20 protein-coding genes are annotated in these 17,181 nt (G+C 65.6%); 2 read left to right on the plus strand and 18 right to left on the minus strand.

Annotated features, from left to right (window positions below; translation table 11 throughout):
• Window positions 1-3: 3 nt before the first annotated feature.
• From R5H30_RS07825 to R5H30_RS07840, 4 genes are all read right to left on the minus strand, one after another.
• Window positions 4-948 carry a flavodoxin family protein gene (locus R5H30_RS07825; RefSeq protein WP_318327602.1) on the minus strand — a complete coding sequence of 315 codons (945 nt, stop codon included), beginning with the start codon at window positions 946-948 and terminating at the stop codon, window positions 4-6.
• Between the two features lie 120 nt (window positions 949-1,068).
• Complete coding sequence (locus tag R5H30_RS07830) at window positions 1,069-1,386, minus strand: antibiotic biosynthesis monooxygenase family protein (protein WP_318327604.1); 318 nt, start codon at window positions 1,384-1,386, stop codon at window positions 1,069-1,071.
• Window positions 1,383-2,345 carry a helix-turn-helix transcriptional regulator gene (locus R5H30_RS07835; RefSeq protein ID WP_318327606.1) on the minus strand — a complete coding sequence of 321 codons (963 nt, stop codon included), beginning with the start codon at window positions 2,343-2,345 and terminating at the stop codon, window positions 1,383-1,385. Before R5H30_RS07835 ends, R5H30_RS07830 begins: the two co-directional genes overlap by 4 nt.
• Before the next feature lie 84 nt (window positions 2,346-2,429).
• The gene (locus R5H30_RS07840; RefSeq protein ID WP_318327607.1) at window positions 2,430-3,518 is read right to left on the minus strand and encodes an NAD-dependent epimerase/dehydratase family protein; all 1,089 of its coding nucleotides are present in this window, start codon (window positions 3,516-3,518) and stop codon (window positions 2,430-2,432) included.
• 302 nt (window positions 3,519-3,820) lie between these two features.
• Here R5H30_RS07840 and R5H30_RS07845 point away from each other — a divergent pair, with 302 nt between their 5' ends.
• Window positions 3,821-4,732 (plus strand): LysR family transcriptional regulator, encoded by a 912-nt coding sequence (locus tag R5H30_RS07845; protein ID WP_318327608.1) that lies wholly within the window; start codon window positions 3,821-3,823, stop codon window positions 4,730-4,732.
• Here the strand turns inward: R5H30_RS07845 and R5H30_RS07850 are convergent.
• The 13 genes from R5H30_RS07850 to R5H30_RS07910 form a co-directional block, all read right to left on the minus strand.
• Window positions 4,686-4,931: a DUF2274 domain-containing protein gene (locus R5H30_RS07850; protein ID WP_318327609.1), complete on the minus strand. Its 246-nt coding sequence runs from the start codon at window positions 4,929-4,931 to the stop codon at window positions 4,686-4,688. The genes R5H30_RS07845 and R5H30_RS07850 overlap by 47 nt on opposite strands.
• A complete protein-coding gene (locus tag R5H30_RS07855; RefSeq protein ID WP_507028650.1) occupies window positions 4,928-6,166 on the minus strand; it encodes a TrbI/VirB10 family protein in 1,239 nt (412 codons plus the stop codon). Before R5H30_RS07855 ends, R5H30_RS07850 begins: the two co-directional genes overlap by 4 nt.
• Before the next feature lie 5 nt (window positions 6,167-6,171).
• Window positions 6,172-7,200 carry a P-type conjugative transfer protein TrbG gene (gene trbG, locus R5H30_RS07860; RefSeq protein ID WP_318327611.1) on the minus strand — a complete coding sequence of 343 codons (1,029 nt, stop codon included), beginning with the start codon at window positions 7,198-7,200 and terminating at the stop codon, window positions 6,172-6,174.
• An 8-nt stretch (window positions 7,201-7,208) separates the two neighbouring features.
• On the minus strand, window positions 7,209-7,898 hold the full coding sequence (trbF, locus tag R5H30_RS07865; RefSeq protein ID WP_318327613.1) for a conjugal transfer protein TrbF: 690 nt from the start codon (window positions 7,896-7,898) through the stop codon (window positions 7,209-7,211).
• Entirely contained in the window at window positions 7,895-9,184 is a 1,290-nt protein-coding gene (gene trbL, locus R5H30_RS07870; protein ID WP_318327614.1) for a P-type conjugative transfer protein TrbL, read from the minus strand. Before trbL ends, trbF begins: the two co-directional genes overlap by 4 nt.
• 3 nt (window positions 9,185-9,187) lie before the next feature.
• The gene (gene trbK-alt, locus R5H30_RS07875; protein WP_318327616.1) at window positions 9,188-9,442 is read right to left on the minus strand and encodes a putative entry exclusion protein TrbK-alt; all 255 of its coding nucleotides are present in this window, start codon (window positions 9,440-9,442) and stop codon (window positions 9,188-9,190) included.
• Window positions 9,443-9,467: 25 nt separating this feature from the next.
• Window positions 9,468-10,241, minus strand: a complete 774-nt coding sequence (gene trbJ / locus R5H30_RS07880; RefSeq protein ID WP_318327617.1) for a P-type conjugative transfer protein TrbJ — start codon at window positions 10,239-10,241, stop codon at window positions 9,468-9,470.
• The gene (gene trbE / locus R5H30_RS07885; RefSeq protein ID WP_318327618.1) at window positions 10,225-12,726 is read right to left on the minus strand and encodes a conjugal transfer protein TrbE; all 2,502 of its coding nucleotides are present in this window, start codon (window positions 12,724-12,726) and stop codon (window positions 10,225-10,227) included. The genes trbJ and trbE overlap by 17 nt, the downstream gene beginning before the upstream one ends.
• 4 nt (window positions 12,727-12,730) lie before the next feature.
• Window positions 12,731-12,997: a VirB3 family type IV secretion system protein gene (locus R5H30_RS07890; RefSeq protein ID WP_318327619.1), complete on the minus strand. Its 267-nt coding sequence runs from the start codon at window positions 12,995-12,997 to the stop codon at window positions 12,731-12,733.
• Entirely contained in the window at window positions 12,997-13,287 is a 291-nt protein-coding gene (locus R5H30_RS07895; RefSeq protein ID WP_412105119.1) for a TrbC/VirB2 family type IV secretion system protein, read from the minus strand. The genes R5H30_RS07890 and R5H30_RS07895 overlap by 1 nt, the downstream gene beginning before the upstream one ends.
• A 38-nt stretch (window positions 13,288-13,325) precedes the next feature.
• Window positions 13,326-14,261 carry a P-type conjugative transfer ATPase TrbB gene (trbB, locus tag R5H30_RS07900; RefSeq protein WP_318327744.1) on the minus strand — a complete coding sequence of 312 codons (936 nt, stop codon included), beginning with the start codon at window positions 14,259-14,261 and terminating at the stop codon, window positions 13,326-13,328.
• A gap of 318 nt (window positions 14,262-14,579) precedes the next feature.
• Window positions 14,580-15,377: an alpha/beta fold hydrolase gene (locus R5H30_RS07905; protein WP_318327621.1), complete on the minus strand. Its 798-nt coding sequence runs from the start codon at window positions 15,375-15,377 to the stop codon at window positions 14,580-14,582.
• 9 nt (window positions 15,378-15,386) lie between these two features.
• Window positions 15,387-16,259 (minus strand): NADP-dependent oxidoreductase, encoded by an 873-nt coding sequence (locus R5H30_RS07910; RefSeq protein ID WP_318327623.1) that lies wholly within the window; start codon window positions 16,257-16,259, stop codon window positions 15,387-15,389.
• A gap of 113 nt (window positions 16,260-16,372) precedes the next feature.
• Between R5H30_RS07910 and R5H30_RS07915 the strand changes: the two genes are divergently transcribed.
• Window positions 16,373-16,768, plus strand: a complete 396-nt coding sequence (locus R5H30_RS07915; RefSeq protein WP_318327624.1) for a winged helix-turn-helix transcriptional regulator — start codon at window positions 16,373-16,375, stop codon at window positions 16,766-16,768.
• 3 nt (window positions 16,769-16,771) lie between these two features.
• Here the strand turns inward: R5H30_RS07915 and R5H30_RS07920 are convergent, their stop codons facing one another.
• Window positions 16,772-17,179 carry a ribbon-helix-helix domain-containing protein gene (locus R5H30_RS07920; protein WP_318327625.1) on the minus strand — a complete coding sequence of 136 codons (408 nt, stop codon included), beginning with the start codon at window positions 17,177-17,179 and terminating at the stop codon, window positions 16,772-16,774.
• Between the last annotated feature and the right edge of the window lie 2 nt (window positions 17,180-17,181).

Genomic DNA, 17,181 nt, shown 5'->3' on the forward strand with positions numbered 1-17,181 from the left:
TCCCTATTGTTCGGACTTGAGCCTGAAGCCGTCGCCAGACGGGAAATCTGCGTCGGTCTCGCGGCGATAGGCGGGGTTGGCGTCAGGAGCCGGCACGCTCTCGGCCGTCTCCATTGTGCTGGCACCGGACCGGAAAGCAGCGAGCAATTCAGGGCTTGGCGAAACGTTGCCGGACGCGAAGAGCGGCGCGTCGGCCGCCTTGATCGCGGCTGTGACGCGCGCGACGTTGGCGCCGTGGTGATAGGCGCAGTCGAGCGCCGAAGCGGTGGGCCAGATCGCCTCCATCTTCGGCCCGCCCGTGCGCACGGCCGGGCCCCAATGCAGGCAGGCATGATCGCCGCCGGGCGTCGATTTCGGGAGGGTGACGAGGATCATTCCATTGGCTGCCATCGCAGCCGACATGGAAAGCTGGCAGAGTTCCGCGCCCGCACCGGCATCGCCATGCCCGCCGCCAACCGAAAATGTACCGCCGACCATGCCGACCATGGCGTCGTCGAGCCAGAGCTGCTCGAGCACGTCCTCCACGAAGACCTTGACGCGGTGGTGCATGGTGCGATGACGTACGGGCGTGCCCATGATGAGGCCGTCACAGGCGAGCATGTCCTCGCGGCTGACCTCCCGGCCCGTCACCAGCAGACGCGGATCGGCAATGCCGACCGAATTCACGCCGGCGATGACCCGCTCCGCGACGCGGCGGGTGGTGTTCGTGTCGGTCGTGTAGACGACCATGATCCGCGGCTTCGAAGGACCGGCTGATGCGTTTTGCGCGGCGGCCGGGCGCGCCCCAGCCAGGCCAGCCATGCCGGCAGCACCCAGAGCGGCCGCCCCAAGGAACCGGCGGCGGGTTCGATCAACAAGCTCACGCTTGGCGTCGTCATCGCCCGCGGCGATCACTTCCTGCTCAAGGATTTCGATCATCCGCTCGGGCGAGAGATCGTGATCCTTCATCAACCGTCCGGACATCCGGCACCTCGCAAATCGCCAAGTCTATCGAAACCCTAACGATTGGTCCGGGTGCGGTATTCCAGGCGCCATTTCCGTTCGGAATTCTTGCGCGGCGGAGAGGTTTCAGAGAGGCGGTTGATCCCGCACGATCTCGTAGAGCGCGGGATCGAAGGTGCAGACCTTGGCGTAGGCGCCCGCCAGCCTGCGGAGGTCCGGGTTCGCGAGCGCCTCGGCGTAGAGTTCGGCGCTTTCCCATTCGGCGACGTTGATGTGTGTGAATGGCGCGGTCTGGCCGGAAGGCTGCTCCTGCGATGCCTTGCAGAGCCGCGCGGAGATATAGCCCTCGGAACGGCGGAAGATGTTGCCGGTTTGGTCCCAGAGATCGAGGAACTCGGTCTCCTTGCCCTTGAAGACCCGGAACGGGTTGATGAGCAGGATCACGCTTTGATCTGGGCCCTGAACTTGCCGGGCGTCGTTCCGACCTTCTCGCGGAAAACGTCGGTCATGTGGCTCTGGGATGAGAACCCGGCAGCGATGGCGACTTCGGCGAGCGGCATCGCCTTGTCCCTCAGCAGGTCCTTCGCCCGGATGATCCGTCGGCGCAGAACATATTGATGGGGGCTGAGGCCGGTTGACTGCTTGAAGGCACGCGCGAAATGCCAGTCTGAGAGCGAAGTGGCCCGCGCCAGATCGGCGATGTTGAGATTGTCTTCGAGACGTTCATCGATGATGCGCGCAACCTTGGCGATGTCCTGGTCCGACAGCGGATGCGGGGCCTCACCATCGGGGACCATCATGCCGCTGCGGCAAAGCAGGCTCGTGAGGATTGTGTTCGTCGCCTGGTCGAGGAACAGGTCGGACACGGGATGATCCATCATCGCCTGTTCTAGCATGCGCAGCATCAAGGTTTCCACGATCGGGTCGTGAAAGGTTTGCTCGTGCAGCCTGCCGAAATCGCTGGGCAACTCGANATCGTGAAATTTCTGCTCGTGAAGTCTGCCGAAGTCGCTTGGTAACTTAAACTCCGCCTGGTCGCGAAAGCGATCCGTAGCTTTTTGGTTGACTGCCAAGGCGAGAACCCTGTGTGGACCGTCAATCTCATACTGGCAGGACGCATCGGCTGGCGCGAGATAAATCCCACCCGGCGAGAGGTTCGTGTCGAAAGGCGAACCTCCCAGTTCCATCCGTGCCGAGGCATCGCCCCTGACGACGAGCTGGATCTGGAATTCCGGCATGGGCGGATCGGGGAATGCGCCTGCAGGCTGTTCGAAGACTGCGAGGGTGTGGGGACTGTTCTTGCCCGGATGCAGCGTTTCCACGAACGGCGCCCATTCGCCGTCCGCCCAGAACTCGGCAAAGGAGGAAAACTGTCTGTCAGCATTCTGATCCAGGCTCGTCATTAATCTTCCTCCTTTCTCCTTGATCCATTAGTAGTTGTTCCAACAATTGACCAATGGTGAGACGTCCGTCGCGTGAGCGACTTTCTATAACATAGTGCGTGACGCCTGCCGGGTAAGTCCCCGTACAATCGCAGCACCATCGTCGGATATCTCGGGACACCACCGAAACCGTTCCCGGGCGGTTTCCGAGGAGAAGTGCTGATTGATCGTCAGCGCACCTGCGAACGGTCCGAACAGCCGCGCTTCCGCCTCCGAACAGACCGGCCGCGACGGCACGCCGAGCACCTGTCCCAGGATATCGGCCACAGGTTTCATCTGGATGGCCCGGCCCGCGGCGAAGAGGCAGACGTTCTCGCGCATCTCATGCTCGACAGCGTCCACCAGAAGCGCTCCGAAATCGGAGACATGGGCGCTCGACCAGACCTGATCGCCGCGCCCGAAAAAGAGGGCGGCTTCGCGCTCCATTGCGGCGTGGATGATTGCCGCGGGTATTGCGGCACCTTCGCCGCCATAGATGAACGAGCCGTAGACGATGCGGGTCGAGATGTCGGCGCGGGCGGCGTTCAGGATCTCGCGCTCGAATTCGGCCCGGTCCTCCAGCAGTTCTGGCGGACGGAACTGCGGGGACGCCAAAGGTTCATAGCCGGTGTCACCGAAGACCATGCTGCCGCCCTGCATCGCGAACCGGCCACCCTTGGGCAGACCTCGGATCAGGGCCTCGCTTGCCGCTTTCGACAGCGCAAGGAAGGCAGGATTTTCACTCGCGGCACAGTGGATGACCGTGTCAACCTCGCGGGCGATTTCGGAAAGGAGATCGGTATCGGCCAGATCGGCGGTTACGTCCGCAGGTCCATGATGCGGCGAGCCCGGACGAAGGATGCGGACCAGTGCGTGGCCGCGTTCCACGGCACAGCGCGCAGCGGCAGCACCGACGAATCCGGTTGCACCGGTGATAGCGATCCTCATGCGTTCTCCTTGCACGCCTCCAGTGTCAGGCGCCGCGGTGGAGTGGCGGCAGCGCCGAAAGCCACAGAAAAGGGAACCCGCTGTTCCAGTCTTCCATGGGCGCTTCGGGATTCTGGATTTCCGGGCCGCGCGCAAAAAATCCGGAATCGTACCTTCGACCCGGAAGATTTCCGGGATTCTGTCATGCAATTCATGACGGGCGGACACAGGTGGATGCGTCCCCAGAACGGAGAAGACGCGTCACGCCGGGGGTTCCCATGGCCGTCATCGGTCCACCCATTTCTCGCGGTTTCTGAACGCGAGCCAGGCGAATTCGGTGGCATGCTGGGTATCCCACCGGCGACCTTGTGCATGACTTGGATCATTCGCTGCGTTCGTTTCTTGCGCACGAAGCGTCTGCACATGGCGGCGAGTATCGAACCTGGGATGACTGGCGCCGCGACCCTGTAAGCGGGATTCTTTGAAGTAGAGCAATAGAAAACGAGGTCCGATCGAGAAGGAGAAGTACCGTGGTCCCGGAAATTGAAACGCGCCAACTTGCGAACTTTCTCGCAGTTGCCGAGACCGGTAGTTTCCGCGGTGCTGCTACGGCTTTATCCGTAGGGCAATCCAGCGTTAGCCGTCAGATACAAAGGCTGGAAGACGTCGTCGGTGTTTCGCTATTTGAACGAAAAGCGGACGGGGCCCGCCTGACTACCGCGGGTCGGTGCTTCGCAACAAGGGCGAGGCGAATTGTCGATGACTTGAAAACCGCTCACGAGAGCGCTCTCTCCGCGGGATTGGGACGGACCGGTTATCTCACAGTCGGTCTTATTGCTTCTCTGTCGCGCGGTCCCTTGCGAGAGATAGTCTCCGCCTTCAGAGGCGAACAACCTGAAGTGGAGCTTCTCCTCATCGAGTCGAATCGAAGCGACCTGCTCTCGCAACTCAGTCATCGGCAAGTCGACATCATCGCAGCCGCGGGTCAGCCTCATTCCAACGTGGGAGATGGCCTTGTCATATCCCACGACGGCGTTTTTCTCGCGGTCGCTTCCGACATGGCTTTAGCTTCGAAGTCGCGTCTGTCGTGGCAGGATATCAAAGATGCGAGTTTCGTCGTGAGCTCATGCGAACCCGGACCCGAGATCTACGATTACATCGTTCGCAAAATCGGGCGTGTCGGCCGTAGCATTGCAGTTCGCAGGCACCTGATGGGACGGGAGGGCATCATGACGCTGGTAGGGCTAGGAATGGGGGTCAGTCTTGTCGCCGAGAGTTGGAGGGGCGTCCGGTATCCGAACGTCTCGTTTGTGCCTATTGGTGATGAAGGGGACAGAGTTCCCTTCTCCGTCACCTGGCTTCCAGAGAACGACAATCCCGCCCTCCGGCGCTTCATCAGCCTGGCGCGGATCGAGGCGAAGAGGAAGGGCGCTCTTTCCTGAGCTTCGCAAACCCGCGATCGGTGGCCATGAACCGCGCGAGCATCGGGGCGATGAGCCTCGCAGGCTCATGGTTATTACCGGTCTCGCGCGCCAAAACCTCTGCATAGGCGGCGAGGTCGCGGTGTACATCGGCGGGCAAATCGACCGTTAGTTTGACAGGCTTGTCGTCGGGGATCGCACCGAGCTTGAGTTTCGTCATCGTCTTTCTCCTATCGGCTCGAGGATCAAATCCCGTGTGACCATCACCCGCACAGGGAAGCCCGGACGGATCGTAAGTGTTGGAGGGATCTGGAGCTGCCGTCGGACGATCTCCTCGCCGGTGCGGCCGATCGTGTCCTGAGTGCCTTCACGGATGGCACGGGCGATGTCGCTGTCATCGTCGCGCCCGGTTTCGAGGCCGATGTTAAGCACCGTCGCCAAGCCGGCGGCAAGGAACACCCGGCCCCAATGGTTTTCGACGCGGTCCTGGAGGCCCGCATAGCCCGCCTCGTCGGTGCCGGGCTGGCGATCGAGCATGATCGACCGGCCGTCGGGCAGGATAAGCCGCGTCCAAGCCAGCAGCAGCCGGGACTGGCCGGTGGCAATGCGGCTGTCATATTCGCCGAGGAGGCGCGCGCCCTGCGGGATCAGCAGGAAGCGACCCGTCGGGCTGTCATAGACATTGGCGGTTACCTGAGCGCTGATCTGGCCGGGCAGGTCGGAGCGCAGGCCGGTGAGTAGCGCTGCCTCGATCACCGAACCCGCCTGCAGCACGTAGGGGCTCGGCGGCGGCTGCAGCCTGTCGACGGCGGTGGTGCGGCGATCGACCTCTCGGTTCAGGAAGTCTTCTCTGCGGTCCGTCTCATCGGGCTGCGTCGCCTGCTGCGCCGTGGCCGGGAACAGCGCGCCAAATTCTCCTGCCGTAGGCGCGACCATACTCCTTGGAGGCGCGGCCGCGTTCACGGCGGTGTTGGCCTCGGCGAACAGGCGGCTCAGTCGGGCAGCTTCCTCCTCCTGAAGGCGGAGTTGCTCCGCAGGATCGACCGCCGGCGCGGCGGGCGTGAGCACCGGTGGGACCGGATCGCCACGCCGCTGCGCCGAGAGGACCGGACGGCCGAGCTCTCCCGGGAGCGGCGGGCCGAGCTGCGGGACACCGCCATAGTCGCGCGGGAGGCCGAACAGACCCTCGGCCTGTTGGACGCGCTCGGTCGAGAAGAGCTCCGCCGGGCCGTCGATGGAACTGCGATCCTGGAGTGCGACGATCAGGATTGCGGCGAGGCCGAGCCCGCCCGCGCCCGCGAGCACCGCCATGGCCTTGCGCGAAAGCCGCATGACCCGCGGCGGATCGGGCCGCAGGCGAAGCTCGGCGGCGATGTCCTTTTCGGAGCGCGGCGCATTGCGGACGGTTTCGTCCGAAGTGCCCATCCCCTCCCGGTCATTGCCCTGATCGCTCATGGCGTTCACCGGTCGCCGTCCGGCCGCCAGGCCGAGACGACTGTCTCGTCGCGTTGCGAAGCGCGCCGGACCCCATCGGTGCGCACGATGCGTACGACGCGCTGGCGGTCGCCGAGACGCAGCTCGGCGGCGGCGAAGAGCCGATCGACGACCATGTAGTTGCGGCGGATTCGGTAGTTGACGAGTTGGCCCTCGCCCTCGGGTCCGATCACGAAGAGCGGCGGCATCTCGCCCTGACCGATCCCGCGCGGGAACTCGATGAAGACCTGTCGACCGTCGTCGAAGGCGCGGCGCGGGCGCCAGGGCGGCCGGTCGCCATCGATCCGGTAGCGGAAGTTGAGGTTTTCGATCGCGACCTCGCGCGAGATCGGCAGCGCCGCTTCCGCCTCTGCGTTCCGTCTGCGCAGCGCGATCAGCGCGTCCTCGGCATAGGTCCAGGAGACCGACGCCATATAGGCCGACGGCGTGGCGCGCAGTTCGAGGTGATAGGTTCGCCGGTCGGTGTTTATGACGAGGTTCGTCGTGAGATCGGGCCGGGTCGGCTTGACGAGGATGTGGATGCGGCGGGTGTCGCCGGAGCCGCTCTCCGTGTCTCCGATGATCCAACGGGCAGTGTCACCGGCCGCGATGGGGCCTGAGCCGACTAGGCTTTCGCCAGGCTGCAGGGCGATGTCGGTGATCTGCCCGGGCGATGTATAGACCTGATAGAGCGCGCCCGCCGAGTAAGGATAAAGCTGGACGGCGTTGATGAACCCGTCGCGCACCGGTTCGATGCGCGCGGAAGCATTGGCCTGGTCGATCCGCTCGGCAGGTTCCGCGGTTTCGGGCGGGCGATCGTCGGCATCCACGCGCATGAGTTGGCCGGGAAGCGGTAGCGGTTCGGGGCGCTCGACGATCTCAATTGGGTGAGGAGGATCGGCGATCAGCGTCGCGGCGACCGGATCGTCATAGGCAAATTCGGGCGGGCGGTTTGTGGCGCAACCGGCAAGTGCCGTCGCAGCGACAAAGGCGCACGCGGTTAGTTTGGCTGACATGCAGTGTTTCATTGCGCGTTCTCCCGAGACCAGTTTATGGCGTGCACGAAGACGCCGAGTGGGTTCTTGCGCAGCGCTTCCGCGGTGCGGGGCGGCTGCAGGACGACGGTGAGTATTGCGGTCCAGCGCTCGGTGCGGGCGAGTTGACCGTTGAGGTATCTCCGCTCTGTCCAAGCGACGCGGAAACTCGAGTCCGAGGCGCGGATGACCGACGAGATCTCGACCGCGACCTGCTCGTCGCCGACGCGGGCGAAGGGGTCGTTGACGCGGGCATAGTCGTTGAGCGCGACCGAGCCGCGATCGGTGGTGAAGTCATAGGCGCGCAGCCAGTTCTGCCGCAGCACGATCGGGTCTGCGGGAACCTGCCGGACATTCTCGACGAAGCGCGCGAGGTGGAAGGCGATCTGCGGATCGGTTGGACTGTAGTCTGCGGTGGCGGGCGCGACAGACTGCGCCGCACCGAGCCGGTCGACTTCGACCACGTAGGGAACCACGGTGCTGCGAGTCGATTGCCAGACCAGCGCGGCGGAGGTGCCGGTGGTGAGGATCAGACACCCCATCGCCATGAGCCGCCAGTTGCGCGCCTGGACGCGGGCGGACCCGATCCGGTCGTCCCAGACCTGGGCGGCCTTCTGATAGGGCGTGAGCGGTTCGGGGGTCTTGGAATATCTGACGCTGGGGCGTTTGAAGAGGCTCATGGTTTCTCCGAGAGGCTGACGGACGTCCCGCCGCCGCCATGGTCGCCCGAGCGGACGACATGGGCGGCGGTGGCGAACCCGTGATGGAGGGATTGCTGGCGTTTCATCCGTCGCGCCCAGGCGGGCGGGCCGTCATTCGCTGGCGCTGGCATGGCGGACAGGCTGTTCGAGAATTGGCCTCCCGTCGCGGTGAAGGCGGCGCGTGAGCCGGAGCGGTAACTCGCGCCGAGGCTCTTCTTCAGCGGGCTGATCGCGGCGTTCATGCCCGCCTGGCCGACGGCGGTCATGCCGCCGGCAACCTTGCCGGCGGTGGTCGATCCCGAGGCCGCGCCGATCCGGTAGGCGGTCGAGGCGCCACCCGCGACCGAGGCGCCGCCCCTGGCGGCGGCCCCCGCGGCGGCTAGGCCCATCCTGGCGCCAGCGGCGCCGGCAACCAGCGTCCCGCCCGCCGCGAGGGCTGTGCCAACCGGCGCCCCGGCGCCGAGCTGCGGGCCGCCCGAGACGATGCCGTTGGCGATGCCGGGGCCGAAGATGCCGAGGGCGAGCAGCGACAACGCGCCAAGCACCACGGCCATCGCGTCCTCGATGGTCGGCTCGGCCGCGAAACCGGCGGTGAACTCACCGAAGATGGTCGAACCGATGCCGACGATCACCGCGAGCACCAGCACCTTGACGCCCGAGGAGATGACGAGCCCGAGCACGCGCTCGGCCATGAAGGCGGTCTTGTTGAAGAGACCGAAGGGCACGAGGATGAAGCCCGCGAGCGTCGCGAGCTTGAACTCGATCAGCGTCACGAAGAGCTGGATCGCGAGGATGAAGAAGGCGAGCACGACCACGGTCCAGGCGAACATCAGGATCGCGATCTGGATGAAGTTCTCGAAGAAGGAGACGAAGCCCATGAGGTCGGCGATCGAGGCGAGGATCGGTTGGCCCGCCTCGAGCCCGACCTCGGCGATGCGGCCGGGTTGCAGGAGTTCCGCGGCGCTGATGCTGCCGCCGGTGGCGACAAGCCCGAGTCCGGCGAAGCTCTCGAAGACGATGCGCGCGAGCGCGTTCCAGTTGCCGATGATGTAGGCGAAGATGCCGACAAAGAGCGTCTTCTTGACGAGCCGGCCGATGATGTCGTCATCCGCGCCCCAGGCCCAGAAGAGCGCGGCGAGCGTCACGTCTATGACGATGAGCGTGGTCGCAAGGAAGGCAACATCGCCCGCGAGCAGGCCGAAGCCTGAATCGATGTAGGAGGCGAAGACCTCCAGGAACCGATCGATGACGCCGACGCCGCCCATGTCCTATTCGTCCAGGCCGCGCGGCACCGCGCCGTCGAAGAAGCGACGGCGGTTCTCGGCCCAGGCTTCGCGGCAGGCGACGTCGGTCACGAGCTCGTCCGGTGTCAGCGCCCGGCAGCGGGTGAGCTCGGCGCGCAGCGGATCGCTGGCGGGGACCGATACCTCGGTGCCCCGCTCCTTCTTCACGGCGTCCTGAAGTTCCATCGCCGCCAAGAGGACGACGAGGCCGCCCATGGCGATGGCGATGAGCTCCAGCACCTTCTCGGGACCGTTCCGCATCAGCTCAGCCGCCGAACATGCGCACGGTGGTCGGCTCGTAGCCGGACCCGTAGTCGAGGAAGCGCGCGAGGTTCTCGCGCCCTTGCGCCTCGGCCGAAACGCGCCGCGCGGTCTCCAGCGCCTGGGCGCGGTTCTGCGCGGCGATCGCGGCGGTTAGGTCGGCGATCTGGCCCGATTGCAGCGCGAGGAGCTGGTTGCCCGCCTGCGCCGCCTGCAGCGCGCCGGTGGCCGCCTGGCTCTCGGCGACGAGCGCGCCCATCTCGGCCCGCGCGGTCTCGATATTGCCGACGACGCCGGCCTGGACCTTGAGCGAGTCCTCGAGCCCCGCGACCGAGGTCTGCCAGCGGGCTTGCGCACCCGCGATCATCTGGTCGAAATCGCCGCGCGCAGCGGCGGCCCCGTAGTCCCCCGTGAAGGCGCGGTCGATCTCGGCGACGTCGTGGGCGATGCGCTGCGCCTCGCCGAGCAGTCGCTGCGTCTCCTGGACCGAGGACTGGAGCCGCGACAGCGAGGAATATGGCAGGCTTGCGAGGTTGCGCGCCTGGTTCACCAGCATCTGCGCCTCGTTCTGGAGCTGGGCGATCTGGTTGTTGATCTGCTCCAGCGTCCGTGCGGCGGTTAGCAGGTTCTCGGCGTGGTTGGTCGGATCGTAGACGATGCCGCCGAACCCGCCGAAGAGCGCGTGGGCGGGCGGCGCGGTGGCCGGCGAGAGCGCGATGGCGCTCGACAGGAGCAACGCCGCGGCGGCGCGGCCGGCGAGCTTACGGGTTCTGGTCATGGGAAGTCTCCTTGTCTTGGTTTGCTTCAGGGGTGGTGGGTGACTGCGACCGCGTGGCTTTGATCACGGCGTCCGAGGGGCCGAGCAGTTCGACGGCCCAGCCGAGACCGCGGCGTTTGAGCCAGGCGGCGGCGAAGCCGTCGCGGCCGTGCTCGGCGAGGGTCTCGTCGATGGCAGCGTGGTCGGATTTGGACGAGGCTGCGGTGAAGGCGAGCGCTACCTCGCCAAGGCCGAGTGCGAAGAGCCGGTTGCCGCGCCGCGACTGGCAGTAATAGTCGCGCTTCGGCAGGCTCCGCGCGACGATCTCGATCTGCCGGTCGTTCAATCCGAACCGGCGATAGATCTCGGCGATCTGCGGCTCGAAGGCGCGCTCGTTGGGCAGGAAGATCCGCGTCGGGCAACTCTCGACTATGGCCGGCGCAATGGCGGAGCCGTCGATGTCGGCAAGCGATTGGGTGGCGAAGACGACAGACGCGTTCTTCTTGCGCAGCGTCTTCAGCCATTCGCGCAGCTGCCCGCCGAAGGTTATGTCGTCGAGCGCGAGCCAGCCTTCGTCGACGAGGATGAGTGTGGGCCGTCCGGTCAGCCGCGCCTCGATCCTGTGGAAGAGATAGGCGAGCACCGCGGGCGCTGCGGCGGAACCGATCAGTCCCTCGGTCTCGAAGGCCTGGACGTCCGCGATTCCGAGCGCTTCGCCCTCGGCGTCGAGCAGCCGCCCGAACGGCCCGCCGAGGCAGAACGGGGCGAGCGCGCGTTTGAGTTCGGTCGATTGCAGCAGCACCGACAGGCCGGTGAGCGTGCGCTCTTCGGCGGGCGCCGAGGCGAGCGACGTGAGCGCCGACCAGAGATGGTCGCGCGCGACCGGATCGACGCTTACCCCTTCCCGGGCGAGCAGTCCGGCGAGCCAATCCTGCGCCCAGGCGCGCTCGGCGGCATTGTCGATCTTGCGGAGCGGCTGCAACTGTACTGCCGCTCCGTCTTCCGACAGTGCGGTGCCGAGATCCTCCCAGTCGCCGCCCATCGCCAGCGTCGCGCAGCGGATCGAGCCGCCGAAGTCGAAGGCGAAGCACTGGGCGTCTTCATAGCGACGGAACTGCAGCGCCATCAGTGCGAGCAGAACCGACTTGCCCGCGCCGGTCGGGCCGACAACGAGCGTGTGGGCGACATCACCGACATGGGTGGAGAAGCGGAACGGGGTCGAACCGTCGGTCTCGGCGTAGAAGAGCGGCGGGCCGCCCAGATGATCGTTGCGCGCCGGTCCGGCCCAGACCGCCGAGATCGGGATCATATGCGCGAGGTTGAGCGTCGAGACCGGCGGCTGGCGCACATTGGCGTAAAGGTGGCCGGGGAGCGAACCGAGCCAGGCCTCGAGCGCGTTCAGGGCCTCGGGGATGCAGGTGAAGTCGCGGCCCTGGACGACCTTCTCGGCGGCCTTGAGCTTCGCGTCGGCGGTGCGTTCGTCCGCATCCCACACGGTGATGGTCGCGGTGACGTAGGCCGCGCCGACCAGATCGGAGCCGAGCTCCTGCAGCGCCTCGTCGGCATCCAGCGCCTTGTTGGCGGCGTCGCTGTCGAGGAGTGTCGAGGCCTCGTTGGTCATCACCTCCTTGAGGATCGCGGCGACCGACTTGCGCTTGGCGAACCACTGACGGCGGATGCGGCCGAAGAGCTTTGTCGCGTCGGTCTTGTCGAGGCAGATCGCGCGGGTCGCCCAGCGATACTCGAAGGCCAGTCCGTTGAGCTCGTCGAGCAGCCCCGGCCAGGTGGCGGTTGGAAAACCGATGATCGACAGCGTCCGCAGATGCGCGGCCCCGAGGCGTGGTGCCAGCCCGCCGACCAGCGGCTCGTCGGCCAGGAGCGCGTCGAGATACATCGGCGTTTCGGGGACGCGCACGCGCTGCGCTCGCGTCGAAACCGTCGAATGCAGATAGGACAACATGTCCTCGTCCGAGAGCCACTCGGCCTCGGGCATGAACCCTTCAAGAAGATCGAACAGCCGCTCGCTGCGCGACGCGAAGCTCGCGAGGTGCTCGCGCGGATTGGCCCCCTTCGCAGGCGCGTCCTCGTAGAGCCATTTGCCCGCGCGGCTCGCCTCGTCGGCGGGGGGCATCCAGACGAGGGTCAGGTAGTAGTGGCTCTCGAAGTGGCTCGAAGCTTCCTCGAACTGTGCGCGGCGTTCGGCGTCGACCAGCGCCGAGGCAGGATCGGGAAAAGTGGAGAGCGGATAATCCCGCGCCGGGACGCGCCGCGCCTCGACGAACACCGCCCAGCCCGAGCCGAGCCGCCGGAGCGCGCCGTTGAGCCGTCCAGCGGTCGCGACCAGTTCGGCGGGTGTCGAGGAGTCGAGATCGGGGCCGCGAAACCGCGTGGTGCGTTGGAGGCTGCCATCCTTGTTGAGAACCACGCCCTCGGCGATCAGTGCTGCCCAGGGCAGGAAGTCGGCTAGGAGCGAAGCCTTGGAGCGGTATTCTGCGAGGCGCAACATATAGCTATACTCCGAACCAGGTCGGGAAGCGCAGATGCCGCCGCGCGACATCGACGATCTGCGCGTCGCGCTTGGCCGCCCAGACCGCGAGCAGATGGCCGACCAGCCAAACAACGAGCCCGACCGCCCAAAGCCTGAGGCCGAGGCCGACCGCAGCGGCGAGCGTCCCGTTGGCGATCGCCCAGGTGCGCGGCGCGCCCCCGAGAAGGATCGGCTCGGTCAGCGCCCGGTGGACCGGTGCGGTGAAGCCGGGGATGTCGGCGCCGTCCATCAGACCAGCGCCCCGCCGCCGAACGAGAAGAAGGACAGGAAGAAGCTGGAGGCCGCGAAGGCGATCGAGAGGCCGAAGACGATCTGGACCAGGCGGCGGAAGCCGCCCGACGTATCGCCGAAGGCGAGTGTGAGGCCGGTGACGATGATGATGATCACAGCAACGATCTTGGCGACCGGCCCTTCGATGGATTCGAGGATCGACTGCAGCGGCGCTTCCCACGGCATGCCGGAACCCGCGGCGTGAGCCGGATCGGCGGCGAGCAGGAGGCCGAGCGCCAGTGCGCTCACATAGTGGGGCCAGCGCGGATAGAGGGTCGTGGTTCGGGTCACTTGGTGGATCCTTTCGGTTGTCTGAGGAGAGGTTCGAGGGCGTAGTCGCCGGCGCCATCGAGGCCGGTGACTCTGGCGAGCTCTGCGAGGCGGCGATCGGTGCCTCGGCCCGCGAGTACCGCGACCATGTCGATGGTCTCGGCGATGAGCGCGCGCGGGACGGTGACCACGGCTTCTTGGATGAGTTGTTCGAGACGGCGGAGCGCGCCGAGAGCCGAGCCGGCATGGATCGTGCCGATCCCGCCGGGATGCCCGGTGCCCCAGGCCTTGAGGAGATCGAGGGCCTCCGCGCCCCGTACCTCGCCGATCGGGATGCGGTCGGGGCGGAGGCGCAGCGAGGAGCGCACGAGATCAGAAAGCGTCGCGACACCGTCCTTGGTTCGCAGCGCCACGAGGTTGGGCGTCAGGCACTGCAGCTCGCGCGTGTCCTCGATCAGGACGACGCGGTCGGTCGTCTTCGCGACTTCGGCGAGCAGTGCGTTGGTGAGCGTGGTCTTGCCGGTCGAGGTGCCGCCGGCGACGAGGATGTTAGCGCGGGACTCAACGGCTTTTCTCAACGTCTCCGCTGAGGCCTCGTCCATGATGCCGGCGGCGACATAGTCTGCGAGCGTGAATACCGCGACGGCGGGCTTGCGGATCGCGAAGGCGGGTGCGGCGACGACAGGTGGCAAGAGGCCTTCGAAGCGCTCCCCCGTTCCTGGCAGTTCGGCCGAGACGCGCGGAGCGCCGGCATGAACCTCGGCCCCGACATGGTGCGCGACAAGCCGGACGATGCGTTCGCCGTCATCCGCCGAGAGCCGCCCGCCCGTATCCGAGAGCCCGTCACCGAGCCGGTCGACCCAGAGCCGACCGTCTGGGTTAAGCATCACCTCGACGACCGCCGGGTCTGCGAGCCAGGCGGCGACATCCGGCCCGAGCGCCGTCCGGAGCATGCGGGAGCCGCGCTCGATCGCTTCTGATTTGAAAGTGTGGACGGTCACTGGCGGCCCCGCATCTGGTTACGGGGTCGATCAAGAAGACCGTTAAATGGTCAACGTAAACAGTGTTGAGGGCGTAGTAGTGGTGCGGCGCGTGAAGGCAGGTAAGGAGTTCGGGGGAAACTTGGCGAGCGCAGCCAAGTGTCGGTGGCAATCGACCAAGCTGCCATTCGCAATCGACTCGCAAATGTTTGCGAAGCGATCGGCGGGTAATCTGGAAGAATAGATTGGATCGCGGCGAAGAGGCGGCGGCGCTGCCTCTTCGCGTAGTCCCTAGTCTAACACCGCAGCTACAAACCGCTCCGGCGCTTCGATCATCGGGCAGTGCCCGGTCTTTTCGATCTGGACCAGTTCGGCCCTATCAACCGTATTTACGATTGCGGCAGAGTGCGCCTCTGAGAAGAACTTGTCCTCGGAGGACCAGATGACCCTCGTGGGCACGGCGATGGTGCCGAGCCGGTCAAGTGTGCTAGTGGCGAGCAGGACGTCGATTTGTCGCTTGAGCGCGCCGGGTTTCTGCACCGGGCCGCCTTCCAGAACCTGGTTTGCGACGGCCGAGAGTGGCATATGCTCCAGCGTCGACCGGCCAAGGCCGTAGAAATAGAGCGCGCGCAGGAAGGTCAGGTCGTCGGCGACGGCATCGCGCAGATCGCCGATCAGGGCGAAGTGTTCGCGCGTGCCGTGGTCGTTCGCCGCGAAGGTGTTTGCGAGCGTCAGGCGGGACACCCGATCCGGCGCGAGAATTGCCAGTTCCTGCGCGATGACCCCGCCAAGGGAATGGCCAAGGACATGTGCACGCTCGACGCCGGCCGAATCCAGAACGGCCAGTGCGTCACGCGCGAGGTTGGTTGCCGTATAGGAGGTCGTCGCGCAGTCGCTGGCGCCCGCGTCTCGATTGTCGAGCGCAATGGTGCGAAACCGTTCCGCGAGGTCGTAGCGGACAAGGGACCAAAGGCTGCGGTCGGCGGACATGCCGGCAATCAGCAGAATCGGATCGCCTTGCCCCTGCACGTCGTAGGCGATCGAAAGACCATCGGGCGTGGTGGCTTTGGCCTGAGTGATATCGAGCATCGGTTTCCCTCACACGTGGCTCAGCAGGAGTTTGTGGGTGAGGCCGGGCGCCGCGAGCATGGCATGCGCCTTGGCGCCCTCTGCCAGTGGCAGGACGGCCTCGATCTTCGGATCGAGCGATCCGTCTGCCAGCCACGCGACGATCCGTTCCAGATCCGTCTCGGTGGGGCTGTTTTCGATCGTGATCGGGGTGATGCCGCGCGCGGTTTGATACTGCCCGCCCGGTTTCCACCACTCCGGGATCGTGGTCGCGTAGGCCCCGCTATTCTTGACGGTTGCGAAGGCCGCCAACGCCTTTTCTTCGCCCCATACGTCGATGGCCCCGTCCATTGATGCGGGCGCGGGATCGTCAACAACCTTCAAGCCGAGAGCCCGCGCAATCTGCGCGGCCGCGCGTCCGACCGCACCTTCCACGTTGTTGATGTGGATCGTTTGCCCCGGCCGCAAACCCAAGGCCTCGACGCTGTTGAGCGCCGTGATCGATGCGAGCGGCGCAGCGGCCGCCTGCTCGAAAGTGACACTGTCCGGTAGTTTGACTACCTGAGCCTTTGGGAGCGCCACCACGTCCTGATGGGTACCGATACCCGAAGACGGCTGCTTGGTCAGAACCATGACCCGGTCTCCGACCGACAGCCCTGCGACACCGCTGCCGACCGCATCGACGATCCCTGCGCCGTCCCAGCCGAGCACCATCGGAAAGCGTTCCGGTTCGTCGGGAAGAACCCCGCCGGCGCGCACACCGATGTCGATGGGATTCACGCCAGAGATATGGATCGTGACGGTGACAAGATCACCATCGCCACCGCTCGTTTGCGGCTCTGGAAGATCGGCCAGGTTCAGGACGTCCGGGTCACCGTACCGGTTTAGGATGAGGGCTTTCATAAGGTCGTCTCCAGTTTTTGCGACTCGGCGCGCGAGTCGGGGTTGCAAAGAGACCTCCCATTAGTCACACATGGATCGATCCGAAAAGTAGGTACCTTAAAGTAACCAATACTATGACTGTGGACGAACCATCAGCCGATCGCCGCAGGGCCGTGACTGAACCGGGATTTGAATGCTGGGGTGTCTACAGCCGCGATTGCGCCACGCGCCGCACGCTTGCTCGGATCGCGGACAAATGGACGATCCTGATCGTAGGCCGACTTTCGCAACGGGCCTGCCGCTTTGGCGAGTTGCGCCGATCAATCGAGGGCATCTCATCGAAGGTGCTGACCGAGCATCTGCGCGACCTCGAAGCCGATGGACTCATTTTCCGTACCGTGGAGCCGACGTCACCGCCGTCGGTAACATACGAATTGACCGACCTTGGCGTCAGCCTTGGCCGGTTGGCGATCAGCGTGAAGGATTGGGCGGAAGAGCATGCCGACGCGATTCACCGGCGACCGACGTAGGTCTCATGCCTTGTGTTCTTCCGATACCTCCTTCGCCAGAGTCCCGCCCTTCGCCAGCCGACGCGCGAGTGTTTCGACGAACCCCTCGTAGCGCTCGCGCCCGCTCGCCTGCGCCGCCTCGCGCATCGTGTCGGGCAGCGGCGGTGTGGTGCTCAGCCAGAACTTTACGAACAGCGCGACCGCCTCGTTGCCGATGGTGACATCACGTTCGAGCCGCTCGATCGAGCGGGTCAAACGATCTAACCGGCGGACGATCGCCGCCTCGCGCTGATCGGCGCCGTCAGGCGAAAGGAACGCGGCGAGCGCGGCCTCGACGATCTGTGACTTCGAGACCTTGCGTCGTGCGGCAAGGGCGTCAAGCTCAGCCGACAGCGCGGCGTCAAAATAGACGTTCAGTCGTTCTTTTCTCATTT

Source organism: Roseobacter sp. FCG-D35, from assembly GCF_033436665.1.
Lineage (GTDB): Bacteria > Pseudomonadota > Alphaproteobacteria > Rhodobacterales > Rhodobacteraceae > JAWQFO01.

Bases quoted from the DNA above. Each gene is read 5' to 3' on its own strand.
- R5H30_RS07915 (WP_318327624.1), top strand. From the start codon at position 16,373: ATGACTGTGGACGAACCATCAGCCGATCGCCGCAGGGCCGTGACTGAA.
- R5H30_RS07855 (WP_507028650.1), bottom strand. From the start codon at position 6,166: ATGAGCGATCAGGGCAATGACCGGGAGGGGATGGGCACTTCGGACGAA.
- R5H30_RS07920 (WP_318327625.1), bottom strand. From the start codon at position 17,179: ATGAGAAAAGAACGACTGAACGTCTATTTTGACGCCGCGCTGTCGGCT.
- trbB (WP_318327744.1), bottom strand. From the start codon at position 14,261: ATGCTCCGGACGGCGCTCGGGCCGGATGTCGCCGCCTGGCTCGCAGAC.
- trbJ (WP_318327617.1), bottom strand. From the start codon at position 10,241: ATGACCAGAACCCGTAAGCTCGCCGGCCGCGCCGCCGCGGCGTTGCTC.
- R5H30_RS07825 (WP_318327602.1), bottom strand. From the start codon at position 948: ATGAAGGATCACGATCTCTCGCCCGAGCGGATGATCGAAATCCTTGAG.
- trbF (WP_318327613.1), bottom strand. From the start codon at position 7,898: ATGAGCCTCTTCAAACGCCCCAGCGTCAGATATTCCAAGACCCCCGAA.
- R5H30_RS07890 (WP_318327619.1), bottom strand. From the start codon at position 12,997: ATGGACGGCGCCGACATCCCCGGCTTCACCGCACCGGTCCACCGGGCG.
- R5H30_RS07905 (WP_318327621.1), bottom strand. From the start codon at position 15,377: ATGCTCGATATCACTCAGGCCAAAGCCACCACGCCCGATGGTCTTTCG.
- R5H30_RS07910 (WP_318327623.1), bottom strand. From the start codon at position 16,259: ATGAAAGCCCTCATCCTAAACCGGTACGGTGACCCGGACGTCCTGAAC.
- R5H30_RS07850 (WP_318327609.1), bottom strand. From the start codon at position 4,931: ATGACGAAACTCAAGCTCGGTGCGATCCCCGACGACAAGCCTGTCAAA.
- trbL (WP_318327614.1), bottom strand. From the start codon at position 9,184: ATGGGCGGCGTCGGCGTCATCGATCGGTTCCTGGAGGTCTTCGCCTCC.
- trbG (WP_318327611.1), bottom strand. From the start codon at position 7,200: ATGTCAGCCAAACTAACCGCGTGCGCCTTTGTCGCTGCGACGGCACTT.
- trbE (WP_318327618.1), bottom strand. From the start codon at position 12,726: ATGTTGCGCCTCGCAGAATACCGCTCCAAGGCTTCGCTCCTAGCCGAC.